Source organism: Parabacteroides vesiculifaciens (assembly GCF_049860805.1).
Taxonomy (GTDB): Bacteria; Bacteroidota; Bacteroidia; order Bacteroidales; family Tannerellaceae; genus Parabacteroides.
The window spans coordinates 1521868-1540570 of the sequence record NZ_CP187555.1; the positions used below are offsets into that span (position 1 = coordinate 1521868).

The window sequence follows — 18703 nt, forward strand, 5'->3', positions numbered from 1 at the left end:
TGCAAAGAAAAATACTATTTTTGTATAAATTCTAATTTGATAAGACGAAAACGAAAAAAGTAAATTTCAACAATGGATAAGATCAAAACAGGTTTGGCCGCCTTCGGTATGTCGGGACAGATATTCCATGCTCCGTTTATCAGTACGAACCCTGCTTTCTGCCTGGCAGCCATCACGGAACGCAGCAAGGAGCTGTCGAAGGAGCGTTATCCTTCTGCCCGTATAGTGCGCAGCTTTGAAGAGCTGATCGCAATCGACGAATTGGAATTAGTCGTTGTCAATACGCCGGACAGCACCCATTACGAGTATGCACGAAAAGCACTCGAAGCGGGAAAGAATGTGATTGTCGAGAAACCTTTCACGACAACCGTAGAGCAGGGACAGGAACTGGTCGGCCTCGCCCGGAGCAAAGGGCTGGCGATAAGCGTCTATCAGAACAGACGCTGGGATTCGGATTTTCTGACTGTGCGGGAAGTGCTGGATAAGGGGCTGCTGGGGCGCTTAGTCGAGTTCGAATCGACTTTCCCCCGCTACCGCAACTTCATCAAACCGGGGACATGGAAGGAAACCGGCGAAATGGGCGGCGGACTGACCTATAACCTCGGAGCGCATGTGATCGACCAGGCGGTTCAGTTGTTCGGTGTGCCGGAAGCGGTTTTTGCCGATATCGACATCATGCGTACGGGCGGCGTGGTAGATGACTATTTTGTGATCCATCTGCTCCGTCCCGCCAAGGCGCCACATGTCAAAGTGACCCTCAAATCCAGCTACCTGATGTGTGAACCGGAACCCCGTTTCGTCTTGCACGGCACGGAAGGCTCGTTTGTCAAATACGGCCTGGACCGCCAGGAAGCCGATCTGAATGACGGACGGATGCCCGGCACGCCCGGCTGGGGAGTGGAAGAGGAAAGCATCTGGGGCCTCCTGCACACAGAGAAAGACGGAAACGCCGTCCGCCGCAAATATCCCAGCCTTGCCGGAAACTATGCGGGATTTTACGACAACATATACCGCCATCTCCGCCTCGGCGAACCGCTCCTGACGGATGCCGCCGGCGTATTGCCTGTCATCCGCCTGATCGAGGCGGCTTGGGAGAGCAGCAAAGAGGGAAAGGTAATTAAAATCTGAAAATAAAGTATTTTGATGAAATAGTCCGGTTTACTCCGGACTATTTCATTTAATATACCTATATTTGCAACAGTATCAACATTAATACTTTATATTATGACAACTATGGAATTAAACGCGATGAAGCAACTTTTGATAGAAGAGATTCAAGGCATAACCAATCCTGAATTGATTGCTTATCTAAGGAAATCTCTGGATAAGTTCGTATCCATGAACTTTGTTCCAATAAAACGACCTTGTGTTTATACACATGATGAACAAATGGAAATACTACGACAGTCATTGGAAGACGACAAAAATGGTTTAGGAATCTCTACCGAAGAACTTGAAGAAGAAATAAAAACATGGTAAAAAAACAGAACCCGACGTGGTTACCCCAAGCCAAAAAACAATTGAAAGAAATTTATACGTTTTATAAACCTATGTCAAATGGTAAAGTTGCTCGAAAAAGAATCGATCCTATCACAGATGCTGCAAACAGTTTAGTCCGTCAGCCATTAATGGGGAAAATAGAAACAGTTGAACCTCAAAGCAAACAAGTCTTTCGTAGTTTTGTTGTCGGTGACTATAAAATCATATATTATATACGAGAAGATATTATTAAAATTGCTGCCATTTTCGATTGCCGTCAAAATCCATCCAACTTATGCACAATGTTGAAGTTATAAGGAGATTTCAATACTATTTTATCTTGTATACAATTTTTTATCGTAAATTTGCCAGCGATCCCCTAAAAGAAGCAGGGGACTCATTGCAATAACCAATTTTACATGTAATGAAAAGAGACAATATCATTTTCGACATCATTGAGAAGGAACATCAGCGCCAGGCAAAAGGCATCGAGCTGATCGCTTCCGAAAACTTTGTAAGCGACCAGGTGATGCAAGCCATGGGAAGCTGCCTGACCAACAAATACGCTGAAGGATATCCCGGCAAGCGCTATTATGGAGGTTGCGAAGTAGTAGACCAGAGCGAAACCATCGCCATCGAACGGTTGAAACAGATTTTCAATGCAGAATGGGCTAACGTACAGCCGCATTCAGGTGCACAGGCTAATGCAGCCGTATTCTTAGCAGTCCTGAACCCGGGCGACACATTCCTCGGCCTGAACCTGGCACACGGCGGCCACCTTTCACACGGTTCTCCTGTAAACAGCTCCGGTATCTTATACCATGCTACGGAATATAACGTAAAAGAAGACACCGGCCGTGTCGATTACGACCAGATGGAAGAAGTCGCTTTACGCGAAAAGCCGAAATTGATCGTAGGTGGCGGTTCCGCTTATTCCCGTGAATGGGACTACAAACGGATGCGTGAGATTGCAGACAAAGTTGGCGCTCTGTTGATGATCGACATGGCACACCCTGCCGGCCTGATCGCTGCCGGATTGCTGAACAACCCGCTGGAATATGCCCATATCGTAACTTCTACGACCCATAAGACTTTGCGTGGCCCGCGCGGAGGTATCATCCTCTTAGGTAAAGATTTCGAAAACCCCTGGGGCAAGAAGACTCCGAAGGGAGAGATCAAGAAGATGTCCCAACTGTTGGATTCAGCCGTGTTCCCCGGCATACAGGGAGGTCCGCTGGAACACGTGATCGCCGCTAAAGCAGTCGCTTTCGGCGAAGCATTGGAACCGGAATACAAGACTTACCAGACACAGGTTAAAGCAAATGCCGCTGCTATGGCAAAAGCATTTATGGATAAAGGTTACAAGATCATCTCCGATGGTACGGACAACCACAGCATGCTGATCGACCTGCGCAAGAAGTTCCCCGAACTGACCGGTAAGGTAGCTGAAAAGGCATTGGTTGCCGCCGATATCACCGTAAACAAGAACATGGTTCCGTTCGACAGCCGCTCTGCATTCCAGACTTCCGGCATCCGTGTCGGAACTCCGGCTATCACGACCCGCGGCGCTAAAGAACCGCTGATGGCCGAGATCGTCGAGCTGATCGATACCGTACTGGCTGCACCTGAATGCGACAAAACTATCACGGCTGTTCGCGAAAAGGTGAACAGCATCATGAAGGAATATCCTATCTTCGCTTGGTAAAATGATAGATTTATGATTTTTGATTTATGATTTATGCGTCACAGAAATAAATCATAAATCATAAATCATAAATTTCTTTCTTCTTCCTAAATCAATCAAATCACATAAATAATTTATGAAAACACTTTTATCACTTTGTGTCGGCGCAGCACTTTGTATACTTGCGTCATGCAGCGAAGGGCCTACCAAACAGATGCCTTACAACCAGGGCATCAATGTTATCCCGACGCCTGTAAGCCTCGTCCAGAACGAGGGCAGTTTTAAACTAAGCAAAAACACAGCCTTCTCCGCTTCCACTCCGGAAGCTAAAACAGTTGCCGAATATTTTGCCGCCCAAATGAATCTTGCCACCGGCTACCAGATTACCGTCAGTGACAAGGCTGCCTCAAACGGCATTACACTGGCAATCGACGAAGCGCTGGATGTAAACAACGAGGGCTACACGCTGGATGTCACTCCGAAAAGCGTGACAGTCAAGGCAAAGACACCGCAAGGCTTGTTCTACGGCATGCAAACATTCATGCAGCTGCTTCCGGCCGAAATCGAAAGCCCGGCAGCCGTCAGCGGCATTGCCTGGACGGCTCCCTGCGTAACGGTGAAAGACGAACCGCGTTTCGAATATCGTGGTATCATGCTCGATCCTTGCCGTCATTTCATCCCGGTAGAGAATGTGAAGAAACACTTGGATGTACTGGCTTTGTTCAAGATCAACCGTATGCACTGGCACTTGACGGACGACCAGGGCTGGCGCATCGAGATCAAGAAATACCCGAAACTGACGGAAGTCGGTTCCAAACGCATTGATGGCGAAGGAACGGAGTACAGCGGTTTCTACACACAAGACCAGATCAAGGAGATTGTCAAATATGCGGCAGACCGCTTCATCACGATCGTTCCCGAAATCGAACTTCCGGGACATGAGTTAGCTGCAATCTCGGCATACCCGGAATTGTCTTGCAAGGGCGAACCGACAACTCCGCGTATTATCTGGGGCGTCGAAGATATCGTATTGTGTGCCGGCAAGGAAGAACCGTTCGAGTTCTTGCAGGATGTTTTCGACGAAGTCGCTCCTCTTTTCCCCGGCGAATATATCCATATAGGCGGTGACGAATGCCCGAAATCAAGCTGGAAAGAATGTCCGCTCTGCCAGAAACGCATCCGCGAAGAAGGTTTGAAAGCCGACAAGAACCACTCTGCCGAAGAAAAATTGCAGAGCTATTTCGTCCAGCGCATGGAAAAATACCTGTCCGAGAAGCATGGCAAAAAGATCATCGGATGGGATGAAATCCTCGAAGGCGGCCTCGCTCCTTCCGCAACGGTTATGTCCTGGCGTGGTGAAGAAGGCGGTATCGCTGCTGCCAACATGGGACACGAAGCGATCATGACTCCGGGAAGCGGTGGTATGTACATCGACCAGTTCCAGGGCGATCCGAAGATCGAACCGGTTTCTATCGGCGGTTACGATCCGTTGTCAAGAGTGTATGCATACAATCCGACGCCCGACACTTTGGTCGCTACCGGAAAGGCGAACCTTATCAAAGGCGTACAAACAAACCTGTGGTCCGAATATATGTATAACACAGACCTGTTGGAATACCGTGCTTACCCGCGTGTGCTGGCATTGGCTGAAATCGGCTGGACTCCGCTGGCCCGTAAGGATTATAAAGACTTCGAACGTCGCCTGGATAATGCTTTGGTTCGTCTGGACGAGCTTAACATCAACTACCATATCCCGCAGCCGGAACAACCGAACGGTTCATGCAATTTCGTTGCTTTCACCGACAAGGCTTCTCTGGAATTCAAGACAACCCGCCCGATCAAGGTGGTTTATACAATCGACGGTTCCGAACCGACTCCGGAGTCAACGGTCTATTCCGCTCCGATCGAGTTCACGGAATCCGGCGTTCTGAAGATACGTTCCGTATTGCCTTCCGGTAAGATGAGCAAGACTCGTACGATCACAGTCGAAAAGCAAGCATTGGCTCCTGCCAAAGAGGTTGCCAAGACTGCTCCGGGACTGGAAATGCAGGTGACTGACGGTATGTTCCTGAATGCTTCCAAACTGGGCGATGTAAAGGAATGGAAGAAATCGGTGATCAAAGACTTGCGCGAAATCACCAGCGTGGTGAAAACAAGCGAATCCATGCGGGGTGTCAAGCAGTATGCCGCCATTGCTACCGGTTATGTAAACATTCCGGAAGACGGCGTTTACTATATTTCTTCGGACAACGAAGAGGTCTGGATCGACGGCAAATTGTTAGTGAACAACGGTGGCGAAGTAAAACGCTTCTCCCGCCACGACAGTTCGGCCGCCTTGTCGAAAGGCTTGCACGAGATCAAGGTGGTATTCTTAGGGCATATCATCGGCGGCTGGCCTTCAAACTGGAACGACGGTAGCGTGAAACTCCGCAAAGCCGATAGCGACAAGTTTGTCAAAATCACTCCTGAAATGTTAGTTCATTAATTAATGTGATACTAAACGGAAAAGGCTGCTTCTGTAGAGAGGCAGCCTTTCTTGTTTTATCCGGCAAGCATCGGACTGCAGATGGACGGGCATCGGATAAACACGGAATAGGCATCCGGTCCGGATCCGATGCTTATCGCTCTGTCAGTCGATCTTCAACTTCATTATCGTAATCGAGTTCGGAGGGAAATTATACACTCTGGGGCCACTCAACGAGAACGATATTTCCTTTGTCTCCGGTACGATCGCATCAGGTTTGCTATACGTGTTACGCGCTTCGGGATCTCCTGCCAGCTGAATGATTTCAGCCGTGTTTTTGATGCTGACTCCTTGCAGGTCCAACTCCGTCTTCTCTTCGTGTTGTGTCGTATTGATTACTTTGAGTATAATCGTATGGGTCTCTTTATCCAACGTTGCAGTTGAAATCAATGAAGGAATACCGGGAAGTATCGCTTCATGAACCAATGTGTCATTCACGAAATATCCGATCTGTTCGCCTTTACAAGCGATCTTCACATTATACCAACGGTTACTCTGGAACGGATACGGGACAGGCGTGCACAATGTATCCCTCACTCCCCCCGCCTGGCGATAGAACTCGGCAACACCTGTTCCGATCGTCAACCCGATATAATCATTCTGTTCTCCCGGAAGTCCGTTGTCACGCACACGAAACTGGATTTGCCCGCTCCCCTTCGTCCGTCTGATATCGGCCGAGAACGTATAATCATAGTCAGACGGATTCCCTAAAAGAATGTAGTTCCATCTGTTTGCTACAGGTGTCAATGTGCCTTGGCCGACGGTCCAGCCTCCGGTCATAACGGAACCTTCCGTAACCGGGATGCCGTCTATTTTCACCTCCCTGAATTCATAACTGTTATCGAAGAGTTCGATACCCGCTTGTCCGAAAGTAACCTGTGGCCTCTGGTAAGTACGGACCTCGGTCTTCAGCACTTCGTCTCCCCGGTTCGTGCCGAACATCCGCAAAAGGTAGTAGGAAGGAGAAAGAGCAACCTTTTCGCCGTCAAAAGAGATGGCCGGATAGCGCTCTATCTTGTATTTCGTATTTCCTAAAACCGGGGCGTAAGCCAGACGCTTCACGATATCCTGCCCGTTCTCTGCTCCTGCAAGGAAACAAGCCTCCCCGATAGCAGCCCGCAAGCTTCCGGGAGTCGCTCCACCGGACAGGCCGAATTCACCGATAAAGGCAGGGGGCATCCGGCGCGTACGCCCGGATGCAAAACGGTTATGATTGGACTGCAAAAACGATTCGCTCGAATAGAAATGGGTATCCGACCATTCATTCCTGTTTTTCCCTCTCACGTCGGAACTGCTTATCACCGTAACATCCGGATAAGTCTCCTGGATCGCTTTCTTAAACAACTCGAAACGTTTGCTATATTCCAGTCCGTAATTTTCGCTGCCGATCTCCACATACTTCAGTCCGAAAGGCTCCGGATGTCCATGCTTGGCCCGCAAAGCACCCATAATGGAATCGGCCGGTTCGTTGGCATAGGCGATGGCATCCAAAGCATCCTGCACCAGTTTTCCCATCGCCGTTATATCTTCGTAACGCGGACGGCGGCTTTGGCTCGTCACGCCGCTATTGATGACATAGACCGGTTCGGCGTCCAAGTCTTCGCACATCTGCAGATATTCATGATAACCGGTACCGTTTGTCGTACCGTATGCCCAAACATTCCAGAAATGTTTACGTTCAGCAATATCCCCAACGGTTTCATGCCAGACCGGATAAGTTCCGGCCGTATATCCTTCAACAAAACTTCCGCCGGGAAAGCGTATAAATGCAGGCTTCAATGCAGCAATCAGCTCCATCAGCCCGGGACGTAATCCATTCGGACGGCCTTTCCATGTTTTTTGCGGGAACAGGGAAACGACATCCAGCCAGAAAACAGCCGAGCTGTCCGTCGTTATCGTCAACACGGCTTTGTCCGTATTCGAAGTAGCGGTAAAGGTATGCTTGTATTTCCTCCACTCGTAGGCCGGAGCGACACGGAAAACTTCGCTGAAAGCGGTCTCCCCCGTAGAGTCGGCCAAAGCAAGACTTACGGTCTTCGGAACCATGGAGGCTCCTTTCATATAAAAAGACAGATCGTATTTCTCACCTTTGCGAAGAGGTATTCCTCCATACCCTTCGGCAACGACACCCCCTTTTCCCGTTTCGGCTGAAGCGGACACCGAGACCAGCAGGGAACGCCGGTTCTTATCGTTAATCAGCTCTTTGGTGTCAGGGTACATATAAGATGTTGCAGAAAAACAACGCCATCCCGGCACCGAATCCGAGCGCAAAAAGGGAATACTCCACCCATTCGGTGTAGTCAGAACCCGGCGAACAGGATCATACGGACAGTTCAAAGGAGGCACTCCGTCTTCAAAGCTCCGGTTTTGTATCAGTTCCGCATAGATACCACCATCCACCGCATGGTTGATTTCCTCAATGGTCAAACCATACAATTCCTTGTTTACAGGAATGGTCAAACCATCCCCTTCTATTAGAATAGAAGATGTTACAGGCATTTCCGGCTGACAACCGGCTAATAAGAGCGCTAATAGAATTAAATTCGATTTCATGGTGCAAACTTAAAGAATAATTTCAATAAAAAGCCCCATCGATGCCAGTATTGAAAACGACTCTGATCCAAACTATTCTTTCTAAAGAAATGCTAATGATTTTATTTTTAAGCGTTTTAGCAAAACATCTTTAATATACAAAACAAAAGTTTCAGCGAAATAGAATTTATTTTCGGGAAAAAGACGTTTATGTCAACAGAATTAAATACATTTGTATCATTGATAGTGTTTGAATATCAAGAAAAGTACAGAATCAAATGGAAAACTTAGCATCACAATATACTGTATTAGTGGTAGACGATGTGCCAACTAACGTCATGCTTGTGCAAGCAATACTAAAAAAAGAAGGTTATACACTACTAACGACAGACAGCGGAGCTAAAGCGCTACGCATCGCCCAGGAAAGGCATCCTAATCTTATCTTGCTCGATATAATGATGCCGGAGATGGATGGATATGAGGTGTTGCAACATTTGAAAAGTAATCCGGAAACAAACAACATCCCCGTCATTATCATGTCAGCCCTGAGCGATATGCAAAGTATCGTAAAGGGGTACCAGCTGGGGGCAACGGAATATGTAACAAAACCTTTCCAACGGGAAGAATTGGTGAAGCGTGTCGCCCACCGTTACGAACTGTTCAGCATTAAACGTATCAAGCAGGAACTTGAAAACACGATCGAATCCCGTGATACGCTCTATTCGGTTATCGCTCACGATTTGCGTTCTCCACTCGGTTCTTTGAAAATGATGAATAACGCGATCCTGATGATGGTCGATAAGAATCAGGTAAGCAACGAGGTCTACGAAATGCTTCAGATGATGAACAAGACATCCGAAGAAATATTCCAACTTCTCGATAATCTTTTGAAATGGGCTAAGAATCGCTTAAACAAACAGAGTATCTACAGGCAACAGGTCGATATCAACAGTATCGTCAGCAGTACCGCCGAAATCTTTATTCCGATGGCTACCCAAAAAGGGATATCTATCAAGCTCGAAGGTTTGGATAAAGAATTGATGGGGTCGATAGATATCGATATGGTAAAGACAATCGTCCGCAATCTGGTTTCCAACGCTGTTAAATTCAGCTACGAAAAAGGTATGATTACAGTATCTACCAAAACAGACGGAGACTTCGTCGTTGTCAGCGTGAAAGACTCCGGTAAAGGAATCAAGAAGGAAGACCAGGGCAAACTGCTGAAACAAAACACTCATTTTACTTCCTACGGGACAAATAACGAAAAGGGTTCCGGTTTGGGCTTAATGTTATGCAAGGACTTTGTCGAACAACTCGGCGGTAAACTGTGGTTTGATTCCGAAGAAGGGAAAGGCACTACTTTCCATTTCTCTTTGAAAGCATTGAATCAGGAATGACACGACAATAGAATATATGACAATAAAAAGGGACATTCAGTAAATGTCTTTAAAAACATAAAATGGCATATGAAGATGCTTTGTTCATATCATCTCATATGCCATTTTTATTATCAATTTTTTCTCTCTGACCTAAAATCTTCTCCTTTCGGGCACGATGTTCCGGAAGAAGCCTGGGACTTCTTCTAATAGATTCTTTATACTTATGCTATGCAGCTCTCTTCTGTCTGTTTTTGATTTTATCAATCATCAATATGGCGTTTGCCGTATGTATTCCAAAGAAAATCCACAGGATTTCTGTTTTCCTGTTCCGTGCTTTGACTTTCGATAGCGAGTAATGCTGTTTTTGCGTACCGAAACTGCCTTCAAGCCTGGTGGCTCTTTCCCTTGAGAGTTCACTCCTGAGAACCTTCCTCACCCGCTCATCCTTCGCGGCCCTTCCCTTGCGTACAAAGGAGGTTGATATCCCATATTTTGTACAGAACTTCCTGTTGGCATTATTGGCGTATATGGAATCGGCGGCCACACACCTGACCCTTACATTCATCAACTTCTGATGCATACGGATACAATCCTTCAAGCGTATGCCCTCATTGAATGCCTTGAAAGAGACGTGCTCGATGAACGAGATCCCGTCTATCTGTATGTTATTAACCTTTGCGCCGAATTCTACAGATTTTACCTCCTTGCCCCTTACGATAGGGCGTACGTAATGACGGTCAATACTGACAATACGGTCACTGACCTTCCTGCCTTCAAAGAGTTCCTTTTCCTGTACAAGGACCTTTCTGATGATGGAAAGCCGCTTCTGATAATCCTGTGTATATGTGAGTGAAGAGCCGTATTCTCTGTGAATGTCATCCCGTTGTATGATGAGTTTTTCCAAGAGTCTGATCATGCGACGCCTCAGCATCCTTGTCCTTGAAGCCTTCCTCTTTCTTTTCTTGCAATAGGATAGATAGGATACCGCAACATCCGCATATTTGTTACGGGGACGCCTTATGCCGAGTTGCCCACAATGTATGCGGATATGCCGGTAGAGCCATTCGATGCTTTCCCAAAGGAGCTTCATGTCCGTAGGGAAACGCATATGACTTTCATAGCATGTGGCATCGGTCATGCATACGTGAAGGTTCTCAAGATAAGGCTTCCAGTGTGAGGCAAGGATTTTCTGAAGGGAGTCGATGTCAAGACGGGATGCTATCTCATTACGGACAGCACTGATTATCTTGTAGTTCGTTATAGGGCAGGACGGGTCTATCATGATACCACAGAACAACTGATAGTGTATGTTTCCGTTAAGATGTTCTACCAATAACCTGTCAGAGAATCCGGTGTAAGCCTTCAGTACCATAAGGGCTATCTTCGCGGAAGGACTGAAACTGTTCCTGCGACCCAAGCGGGATTGTGAAAGACCTATCTCTTTGGCTATGCTCTCGAACGGAAACACGGAATGAAGACTGCCAAGTTCACTCGCATGAAAACTCTTACGATATTTTTCCAGAATATCGAATTCTGTAAACCCTAAAGTAGGGTGAATTTCTGAAATATTTTGTATCTTCGCCATATCTTAGTGTGGATATTTCCCCCGTTTTGGCCGTCAAACCGTATTTTACGGGGGAATACCTAAAGATACAAAAAAGCCAACTAATTCGCAATACTTTTAGTATGAATTAGTTGGCTAATTTTATAGGATTTACTGAATATCCCTAAAAAAGCTGCGTCTTCGGAAGATGCAGCTTTTTTATTGTCTCTTTTTATAAAGGTATTATCCGGCAATCGCTTTCCGGCTCCCTTTCCGGGGATATTTACGGAACAGACTCCACCATTTCAGTTTCAATACGCCAAACAGGGCTTCCCCGAAAATAGAGGAATTCATCTTGGAAGTACCTAATACGCGGTTGATAAAGATAATGGGGACTTCTACTATTTTATAGCCGCACTTATAAGCTGTGAACTTCATTTCTATCTGGAATGCATACCCTTTGAAATGAATGCGGTCCAAATCGATCGTTTCAAGTACCTCGCGACGGTAGCATTTGAAACCGGCTGTCGTGTCCTGCACCTTCATGCCGGTAACAAAGCGGACATATACGGAGGCATAATAGGACATCAGCACGCGTCCTAACGGCCAGTTTACGACATTCACGCCATTGCAATAACGCGAACCGACTGCGACGTCGCCTCCCTGTTCCGTACAGGCTGCATATAATTTGGGAAGATCATTCGGATTATGACTGAAGTCTGCATCCATTTCGAATACAAAATCATACTTATGCTCTATTGCCCACTTGAATCCGCAGATATAAGCCGTACCCAGTCCCAACTTGCCTTTGCGTTCCACCATGAAAAGGCGGTCGGGAAACTCTTTTTGCAGCCGCTTTACAATATCAGCCGTGCCGTCGGGCGATCCATCATCTATAATCAAAATATGAAATTCTTTCTCCAACCCAAATACAACCCGAATAATGTTTTCTATATTCTCCTTCTCGTTATACGTGGGAATAATAACAATACTGTCTGACATAATCCACTGTTTAATTGAAAATTGAGAATTGAAAATTGAAAATCACAAAACAATGTTTTATCTTTCAAACTTCAACTCAGACGCGAAGGTAGATATTTTCCTCGATTTTAAGAATATCATTGTGACATTTTCCGTAATTTTGCACATATATAATTATCAATTATCAATTTATCCGTTGGAGGTACAAGATTTACTAAAACAATATGCCGCCCATCCGCAAGTGACGGCGTTACATACCCTGTTAAAAAGCAAAACGTCCCGCAATATCTTTTTGAAAGGACTGAACGGTTCAGGGGCCGCAATGACAATAGCTTCTCTTTTTTCCAAAAGAAGGGGGAGCCATGTGTGCGTTTTAAATGACCTGGAGGAAGCCGGCTATTTCTATCATGACCTGGTTCAGCTTACCGGAGGCGACGGGATCTATTTTTTCCCTTCCGCCTATCGGCGTGCCATCAAGTACGGACATGTGGACCCGGCGAACGAAATCCTGCGGACAGAAGTTTTAAGCACGTTGCAGGACCCGACTGCTCCCTTCGTCATTGTCACCTATCCGGATGCATTGGCGGAGAAGGTGATCTCGCGGGAGGTGCTGAAAGATAACACGCTAAAGATCAGTGTGGGCGAGAAACTGGATAATATGTTCGTTTCGGACGTATTAGACGAATACGGTTTCGAGCAGGTGGATTATGTCTATGAGCCGGGGCAGTATGCGATGCGCGGCAGTATTTTGGACGTGTTCTCGTTCTCGTACGAGTTCCCTTACCGTATCGACTTCTTTGGAAACGAAGTGGAGACGATCCGTTCGTTCGATGTAGAGACACAGTTATCGAAGGAAAAGTTGGACAGCATCTATATCGTGCCTGAAATGACGAAGGGGAACCGGACCAACTCGTCCCTGATGGACTCGCTGCCGTCCGGGACACTGCTCGCCTGCAAAGACCTGGCATGGGTAAAAGAGCGGATCGGCAGTATCTGGAATGAAGAACCGATCACCGGTGACGAAGAATCGTTTGCCGATATCGAACAGATGCGGGCCAAGTTGGTGACAGGAGAAGACTTCCTGCGCTCTGCGCTCGGTTTCTGCCGCCTTCATTTCGGTACACGGCCTACGGGAACGGCTGATGCCACCTTAGAATTCCGGACGGAGGCGCAACCGATCTATCACAAGAGCTTCGATCTGGTCAGCAAATCTTTCCACAAATACTTAGAAGAGGGCTATACATTATATATACTGAGCGACGTCGAGAAGCAAACCGCCCGCATCCGTGCCATCTTCGAGGACCGGGGGGACAACATCCCTTTCACCTCTGTCAACAAGACCATACATGAAGGTTTCGCCGACGAGACGCTGCGTGTCTGCCTCTTCACCGACCACCAACTGTTCGACCGCTTCCACAAGTTCAACCTGAAGAGCGACAAGGCCCGGAGCGGAAAACTCTCCCTCTCGCTGAAGGAGCTGAACCAATTCACGACCGGCGACTACATCGTGCATATCGACCACGGTGTCGGCCAGTTCGGCGGCCTCGTCCGCACGGAAGTGAACGGCAAGATGCAGGAAGCCATCAAGCTGATCTACCAGAACAACGATATCATTTTCGTCAGCATCCACTCCCTACATAAGTTGTCCAAGTATAAAGGCAAGGACAGCGGCGAGCCGCCTAAACTGAGCAAGCTCGGGACAGGAGCCTGGGAGAAGATGAAGGAGCGCACCAAGTCGAAAGTCAAGGACATCGCCCGCGACCTGATCCTACTCTACTCCAAACGCAAGCAGGAAAAAGGCTTTGCTTACAGCCCGGACAGCTTCATGCAACACGAACTGGAAGCCAGCTTCATCTATGAAGACACGCCGGACCAGATGAAAGCGACGGCCGACGTCAAGGTCGACATGGAGAACGACCGCCCGATGGACCGCCTGATCTGTGGAGACGTAGGGTTCGGAAAGACCGAGGTCGCCATCCGCGCCGCCTTCAAAGCCGTTGCGGACAACAAGCAGGTAGCCGTCCTCGTCCCGACCACGGTGCTGGCGTTCCAGCATTACCAGACCTTCTCCGAGCGGTTGAAAAATTTTCCCTGCCGGATCGAATACATCAGTCGTGCACGTACGGCGAAAGACATAAAAGGAATCCTGAAAGACCTCAAGGAGGGACACGTGAACATCATCATCGGCACCCACCGTATTGTTGGCAAGGATGTCACGTTCAAAGACCTCGGCCTGCTGATTATCGACGAGGAGCAGAAGTTCGGCGTCTCCGTCAAAGAGAAGTTGCGCCAGTTGAAAGCCAATGTGGACACACTCACCATGACCGCCACTCCGATCCCTCGTACCCTGCAATTCTCGCTGATGGGCGCCCGCGACCTGTCGAGTATCACAACCCCTCCGCCCAACCGCTACCCGGTGCAGACAGAGGTGGAACGGTTCAACCCCGACATCATCCGCGAAGCCATCAACTTCGAGATGAGCCGCAACGGGCAAGTCTTCTTGATCAACAACCGCATCCAGAACATCTACGAGATGGAGGCGCTTGTCAGACGCGAAGTGCCGGATGCCCGCATCGCCGTCGGCCACGGGCAGATGGAGCCGGAGAAGTTGGAAAAGATCATCCTGGATTTTGTCAACTACGAATACGATGTCTTGATCGCCACGAGTATTGTAGAGAGCGGAATCGACGTACCGAACGCGAACACGATCATCATCAATAATGCCCAGCAGTTCGGCCTCAGCGACCTGCACCAGTTGCGCGGCCGTGTCGGGCGGAGCAACCGGAAGGCCTTCTGCTACCTCCTCTCTCCGCCCCTGTCGAGCCTCACACAGGAGGCGCGCCGCCGTTTGCAGGCGATCGAAAACTTCTCGGAGCTGGGCAGCGGCATCCATATCGCCATGCAAGACCTCGACATCCGGGGAGCGGGAAATATGTTAGGAGCCGAACAGAGCGGTTTCATCGCCGACTTAGGCTACGAAACGTACCAGAAGATCCTGGAAGAAGCCGTGGACGAGTTGAAGGCCGAAGAGTTTGCCGACCTCTATTCCGATGCCGGCGGGACGCATCCCGACACCGGTAGCGAATATGTCCGCGAAACGTATATCGAGAGCGACCTCGAACTGATGTTCCCGCCAACCTATATCCCGAACGACTCCGAGCGCGTCTCTTTGTACCGCGAATTGGACAAGATGGAGGAAGAACGCGATATCCTCGCTTTCACCGAACGGCTGAAAGACCGTTTCGGCAAGATCCCGAAAGAAGGGAAAGAGTTGATCCGCGTCGTCCGCCTCCGTCGTATGGCCAAGATATTAGGCATGGAAAAGATCATCCTGAAAAAAGGGCAGATGAGCATCTTCCTCGTCACCAACCCCGAAAGCCCGTATTACGAGAGCGAAGCGTTCGACAAACTGCTCGGTTTCATCCAGAAGCACCCGCGCGAATGCACCCTCCGCGAGCAAAACGGGAAACGCAGCATCGTGGTCAAGAACGTGCCGACGGTTGAAGCGGCTTGCGGCTATCTGGAGGAGATCGGGAAGGAAGCGGTCGTCCAACGGTAACACGGTTTAGAGAAAATACATCGTTAGAATATAACACGAAACACTATTACAGATATGAGAAAGACAATCATTGACCTTTTTGAGGACTCGGTACGGATACACAAGGATATGCCTTTCCTGTGGGAAAAGACCGGAGACAAGTACGTTTCCACCAGCTACGGGGCAGTCCGGCAGCAAGTCTACACCACCGGCGCCGGTTTTGTTGCGCTCGGCGTAAAGAAAGGCGACAACATGGCGCTCCTCTCCGAAGGCCGGAATGCCTGGATCATCGGCGAACTGGCGATGTTCTACGCCGGTGCGACCAACGTCCCGCTCTCGATCAAGCTGGAAGAAGCCAACGACCTGCTGTTCCGCCTCGTGCATGCGGATGTGAAATATATCCTCGTCTCCGGCAACCAGTTGAAGAAGATACGCGCCATCATGGACCGCCTGCCCCTTGTCGAGAAGGTGATCGTGATGGACGATCAGCCGGAATACCGCGAAAAAGAGATCGCGCTTTCCGAAGTGATACGTATGGGAAAAGAATACCTGTCGACCCATTCGCTGGTATCGTTCCTCGACACCGCCCTGTCTGTCGAAAATGACGACTACGCGACGATTACTTATACATCCGGCACGACAGCCGACCCGAAAGGCGTCATCCTGACGCACCGCAACTATACGGCGAATGTGGAGCAAGCGCTCTCGTGCGTCGATATCGACCATACATGGCGCACGCTGGTCATCCTGCCACTCGACCACTGTTTCGCCCACGTGGTCGGCTTCTACATCTTCATGTCGAAGGGAGCATCCGTCGCCACCGTACAGGTCGGGCGCACGGGGTTAGAGACGTTGAAGAACATCCCCATCAATATCAAAGAGTTCAAGCCCTACCTGATCCTGAGCGTCCCGGCGTTGGCCAAGAACTTCAAAAAGAACATCGAGCAAGGCATCCGTGCCCAGGGCAAAAACGTGACGCGCCTGTTCAACATCGCCCTCCGGGTAGCCTATATCTATAACGGAAACGGCGGGGAAGACAAGGGACGCGGCGCGCGCCGCCTGCTGAAACCGCTCGTGAACCTGTTCGACAAGCATCTGTTCGCGAAAGTACGCGAGAACTTCGGCGGCCAGTTGAAGTTCTTCATCGGCGGAGGCGCCCTGCTCGACAAAGACCTGCAAAAGTTCTACTACGCCATCGGCCTGCCGATGTACCAGGGCTACGGCCTGAGCGAAGCTACCCCGGTGATCTCGACCAACGGCCCTGAGCGGCACACGTTCGGCAGCAGCGGCGTGTTGGTCCGTCCGCTCGACCTGAAAATATGCGATGCCGACGGCAATGAGCTTCCGGCAGGCGAGAAAGGCGAGATCGTCGTACGCGGCGAGAATGTGATGGCGGGCTACTGGAAGAACCCGGTGTCGACGGCCGAAACCGTGCGCGACGGATGGCTCTACACCGGCGACATGGGGTATATGGGAAAGGATGGGTTGCTCTACGTCCTCGGACGTTTCAAGAGCCTCTTGATCGGCAGCGACGGCGAGAAATACAGCCCGGAAGGGATCGAAGAGGCGCTGGTCGAACACTCCTCCTCGATCGACCAGCTGATCCTGTACAACAACCAAAGCCCGTACACCGTCGCCCTCGTCGTCCCCAACAAAGACCGGCTGAAGAAGCATCTGGCACACCTTCATCTCGACTTTTCGTCAGACGAAGGACGCGAGGAAGCGATCCGGATCATCCAGTCGCAGATAGACCGTTTCCGCAAGGGAGGCGACCTGTCCACCCTCTTCCCCGACCGTTGGCTGCCTGCCGCCTTCGCCATCCTGCCTGAACCTTTCACCGAGCAGAACGGCATGGTCAACAGCACGATGAAGATCGTCCGCGGCAAAGTGGAGAAGGCCTACGCCTCCCGCATCGACCATCTCTATACGCCGGAAGGGAAAAATCCGGTCAACGAGGAGAATAAAAGAGCCTTGCTTTAGAAAACGCAAAAGCCCTTCCCCGGACCACGGGAAGGGCTTTTGTTTTTTTATACTATGCCGGCAGCTTAAAGCTCGCCGGGACGCTCGTCATTATTATCGGGCGAAATATCACCCGCCTCACCCGGTTTGGATGCCTTTTGGTTCAGGACTTCGCGCTTATAATGCACGATGCAAGAAACCGTGTTTCCGGCTACTTCCCGGACGGAAAGCGGTTAGAAACGGTGTTTCTGCCCTATTTATTAAAAATTCAAGCACAATGAAACTCCTGGGCTATAAGAAACAGAACCGTTTGGCAACGGTGAAGCGAGATTCCGCCCTTGCAAAGAAAGCGAACGGGCTTTTTGCTTGTTAGAATGGGCTAATCCGAACATAGGAACACTGACTAACACCAGACAGCCTCCACAAATCAGCGCTCCTATCGCTTTGTCCTGAGACATATCTGAAAAAAGTCCATAACCGACTCCGCCAACCCCGACTAGTAAAGATGTCCATCCTATGGTTTTGAAAGTCCGGTGCTTTTTCAGGTACTGCTCCTGCATGTCCACGGTTTGCCGGTGATAATCGGTTCTGCCGACAAACCGTGTATTCTGCCCGTAGACGGATATTGCCAAGAATGAAACCAAAAGGATAAACTGGAATTTCTGTTTCATGAGATCCAAAATATTATGTTCAAAAACTGATTCGCAAAGCCACTGCCGGTCTATATTCCACACTTCCGCACGGCAATGGAGCTATAATATTTCCGCCTCCGACAGACAAAATGGCATTCTCTTTACAAACATGCGAGAGGATGAAACAAGGAATACTTGCTCCTATCAAAAACAGGCCGGAATAACAAATACCTCCCGCCGTCTTCTTCCGCTTTTCAGGATAATCACCTTCATACATTGATACAGACCACCAAAAACCGGCATTTGCCGTAACAAATCCGGTAGCCAAAGTTCCCCATCCCAAAGCCTTAAACATCTTATGCCTTTTCCAATCTTGTGTTTGCATATAAGACTTATCCGAGACTTTTGGAACAAAACATATATTATTTACGGACGGAAATTCCCGTCCGTAA

At 49.0% G+C, this 18703-nt stretch carries 13 protein-coding genes; 8 read left to right on the top strand and 5 right to left on the bottom strand.

The genetic code is table 11. The features are described 5' to 3' along the window. The first annotated feature begins 72 nt into the window (after positions 1-72). The 5 genes from ACPYIV_RS06155 to ACPYIV_RS06175 all read left to right on the top strand — a co-directional run bounded on the left by ACPYIV_RS06155 (position 73) and on the right by ACPYIV_RS06175 (position 5648). Complete coding sequence (locus tag ACPYIV_RS06155; protein ID WP_425886152.1) at positions 73-1128, top strand: Gfo/Idh/MocA family oxidoreductase; 1056 nt, start codon at positions 73-75, stop codon at positions 1126-1128. A gap of 96 nt (positions 1129-1224) precedes the next feature. Beyond that, the gene (locus ACPYIV_RS06160; RefSeq protein WP_301705067.1) at positions 1225-1479 is read left to right on the top strand and encodes a hypothetical protein; all 255 of its coding nucleotides are present in this window, start codon (positions 1225-1227) and stop codon (positions 1477-1479) included. Next, positions 1473-1796, top strand: a complete 324-nt coding sequence (locus ACPYIV_RS06165; RefSeq protein ID WP_301705068.1) for a type II toxin-antitoxin system RelE/ParE family toxin — start codon at positions 1473-1475, stop codon at positions 1794-1796. Before ACPYIV_RS06160 ends, ACPYIV_RS06165 begins: the two co-directional genes overlap by 7 nt. 107 nt (positions 1797-1903) lie before the next feature. After that, positions 1904-3184 (top strand): serine hydroxymethyltransferase, encoded by a 1281-nt coding sequence (glyA, locus tag ACPYIV_RS06170; RefSeq protein ID WP_293734644.1) that lies wholly within the window; start codon positions 1904-1906, stop codon positions 3182-3184. Between the two features lie 115 nt (positions 3185-3299). Next, entirely contained in the window at positions 3300-5648 is a 2349-nt protein-coding gene (locus ACPYIV_RS06175) for a family 20 glycosylhydrolase (protein WP_293734643.1), read from the top strand. 144 nt (positions 5649-5792) lie between these two features. Here the strand turns inward: ACPYIV_RS06175 and ACPYIV_RS06180 are convergent, their stop codons facing one another. Beyond that, positions 5793-8240, bottom strand: coding sequence for an alpha-L-arabinofuranosidase C-terminal domain-containing protein (locus ACPYIV_RS06180; protein WP_425886153.1), 2448 nt, complete (start codon positions 8238-8240; stop codon positions 5793-5795). A gap of 257 nt (positions 8241-8497) precedes the next feature. Between ACPYIV_RS06180 and ACPYIV_RS06185 the strand changes: the two genes are divergently transcribed. Then, on the top strand, positions 8498-9616 hold the full coding sequence (locus ACPYIV_RS06185; RefSeq protein WP_293734641.1) for a hybrid sensor histidine kinase/response regulator: 1119 nt from the start codon (positions 8498-8500) through the stop codon (positions 9614-9616). Between the two features lie 208 nt (positions 9617-9824). Here the strand turns inward: ACPYIV_RS06185 and ACPYIV_RS06190 are convergent, their stop codons facing one another. Both ACPYIV_RS06190 and ACPYIV_RS06195 read right to left on the bottom strand, forming a co-directional pair. Next, positions 9825-11183 (bottom strand): transposase, encoded by a 1359-nt coding sequence (locus tag ACPYIV_RS06190; RefSeq protein WP_425886154.1) that lies wholly within the window; start codon positions 11181-11183, stop codon positions 9825-9827. Positions 11184-11384: 201 nt separating this feature from the next. After that, a complete protein-coding gene (locus tag ACPYIV_RS06195; RefSeq protein WP_293734640.1) occupies positions 11385-12143 on the bottom strand; it encodes a polyprenol monophosphomannose synthase in 759 nt (252 codons plus the stop codon). Between the two features lie 175 nt (positions 12144-12318). Between ACPYIV_RS06195 and mfd the strand changes: the two genes are divergently transcribed. Both mfd and ACPYIV_RS06205 read left to right on the top strand, forming a co-directional pair. After that, a complete protein-coding gene (gene mfd, locus ACPYIV_RS06200; RefSeq protein WP_425886155.1) occupies positions 12319-15681 on the top strand; it encodes a transcription-repair coupling factor in 3363 nt (1120 codons plus the stop codon). A gap of 54 nt (positions 15682-15735) precedes the next feature. After that, entirely contained in the window at positions 15736-17640 is a 1905-nt protein-coding gene (locus ACPYIV_RS06205) for an AMP-dependent synthetase/ligase (protein ID WP_425886156.1), read from the top strand. A gap of 239 nt (positions 17641-17879) precedes the next feature. On the opposite strand, the gene ACPYIV_RS06210 is transcribed toward ACPYIV_RS06205, so the two are convergent. Together ACPYIV_RS06210 and ACPYIV_RS06215 are read right to left on the bottom strand one after the other, a co-directional pair. Next, complete coding sequence (locus tag ACPYIV_RS06210; protein ID WP_425886157.1) at positions 17880-18290, bottom strand: hypothetical protein; 411 nt, start codon at positions 18288-18290, stop codon at positions 17880-17882. 19 nt (positions 18291-18309) lie between these two features. Continuing rightward, positions 18310-18636 (bottom strand): hypothetical protein, encoded by a 327-nt coding sequence (locus ACPYIV_RS06215; protein WP_299364539.1) that lies wholly within the window; start codon positions 18634-18636, stop codon positions 18310-18312. Positions 18637-18703 lie beyond the last annotated feature (67 nt).

Coding starts and splice junctions, on each gene's coding strand:
- ACPYIV_RS06155 (WP_425886152.1), top strand. CDS start 73: ATGGATAAGATCAAAACAGGTTTGGCCGCCTTCGGTATGTCGGGACAG.
- ACPYIV_RS06160 (WP_301705067.1), top strand. CDS start 1,225: ATGACAACTATGGAATTAAACGCGATGAAGCAACTTTTGATAGAAGAG.
- ACPYIV_RS06165 (WP_301705068.1), top strand. CDS start 1,473: ATGGTAAAAAAACAGAACCCGACGTGGTTACCCCAAGCCAAAAAACAA.
- glyA (WP_293734644.1), top strand. CDS start 1,904: ATGAAAAGAGACAATATCATTTTCGACATCATTGAGAAGGAACATCAG.
- ACPYIV_RS06175 (WP_293734643.1), top strand. CDS start 3,300: ATGAAAACACTTTTATCACTTTGTGTCGGCGCAGCACTTTGTATACTT.
- ACPYIV_RS06180 (WP_425886153.1), bottom strand. CDS start 8,240: ATGAAATCGAATTTAATTCTATTAGCGCTCTTATTAGCCGGTTGTCAG.
- ACPYIV_RS06185 (WP_293734641.1), top strand. CDS start 8,498: ATGGAAAACTTAGCATCACAATATACTGTATTAGTGGTAGACGATGTG.
- ACPYIV_RS06190 (WP_425886154.1), bottom strand. CDS start 11,183: ATGGCGAAGATACAAAATATTTCAGAAATTCACCCTACTTTAGGGTTT.
- ACPYIV_RS06195 (WP_293734640.1), bottom strand. CDS start 12,143: ATGTCAGACAGTATTGTTATTATTCCCACGTATAACGAGAAGGAGAAT.
- ACPYIV_RS06205 (WP_425886156.1), top strand. CDS start 15,736: ATGAGAAAGACAATCATTGACCTTTTTGAGGACTCGGTACGGATACAC.
- ACPYIV_RS06210 (WP_425886157.1), bottom strand. CDS start 18,290: ATGAAACAGAAATTCCAGTTTATCCTTTTGGTTTCATTCTTGGCAATA.
- ACPYIV_RS06215 (WP_299364539.1), bottom strand. CDS start 18,636: ATGCAAACACAAGATTGGAAAAGGCATAAGATGTTTAAGGCTTTGGGA.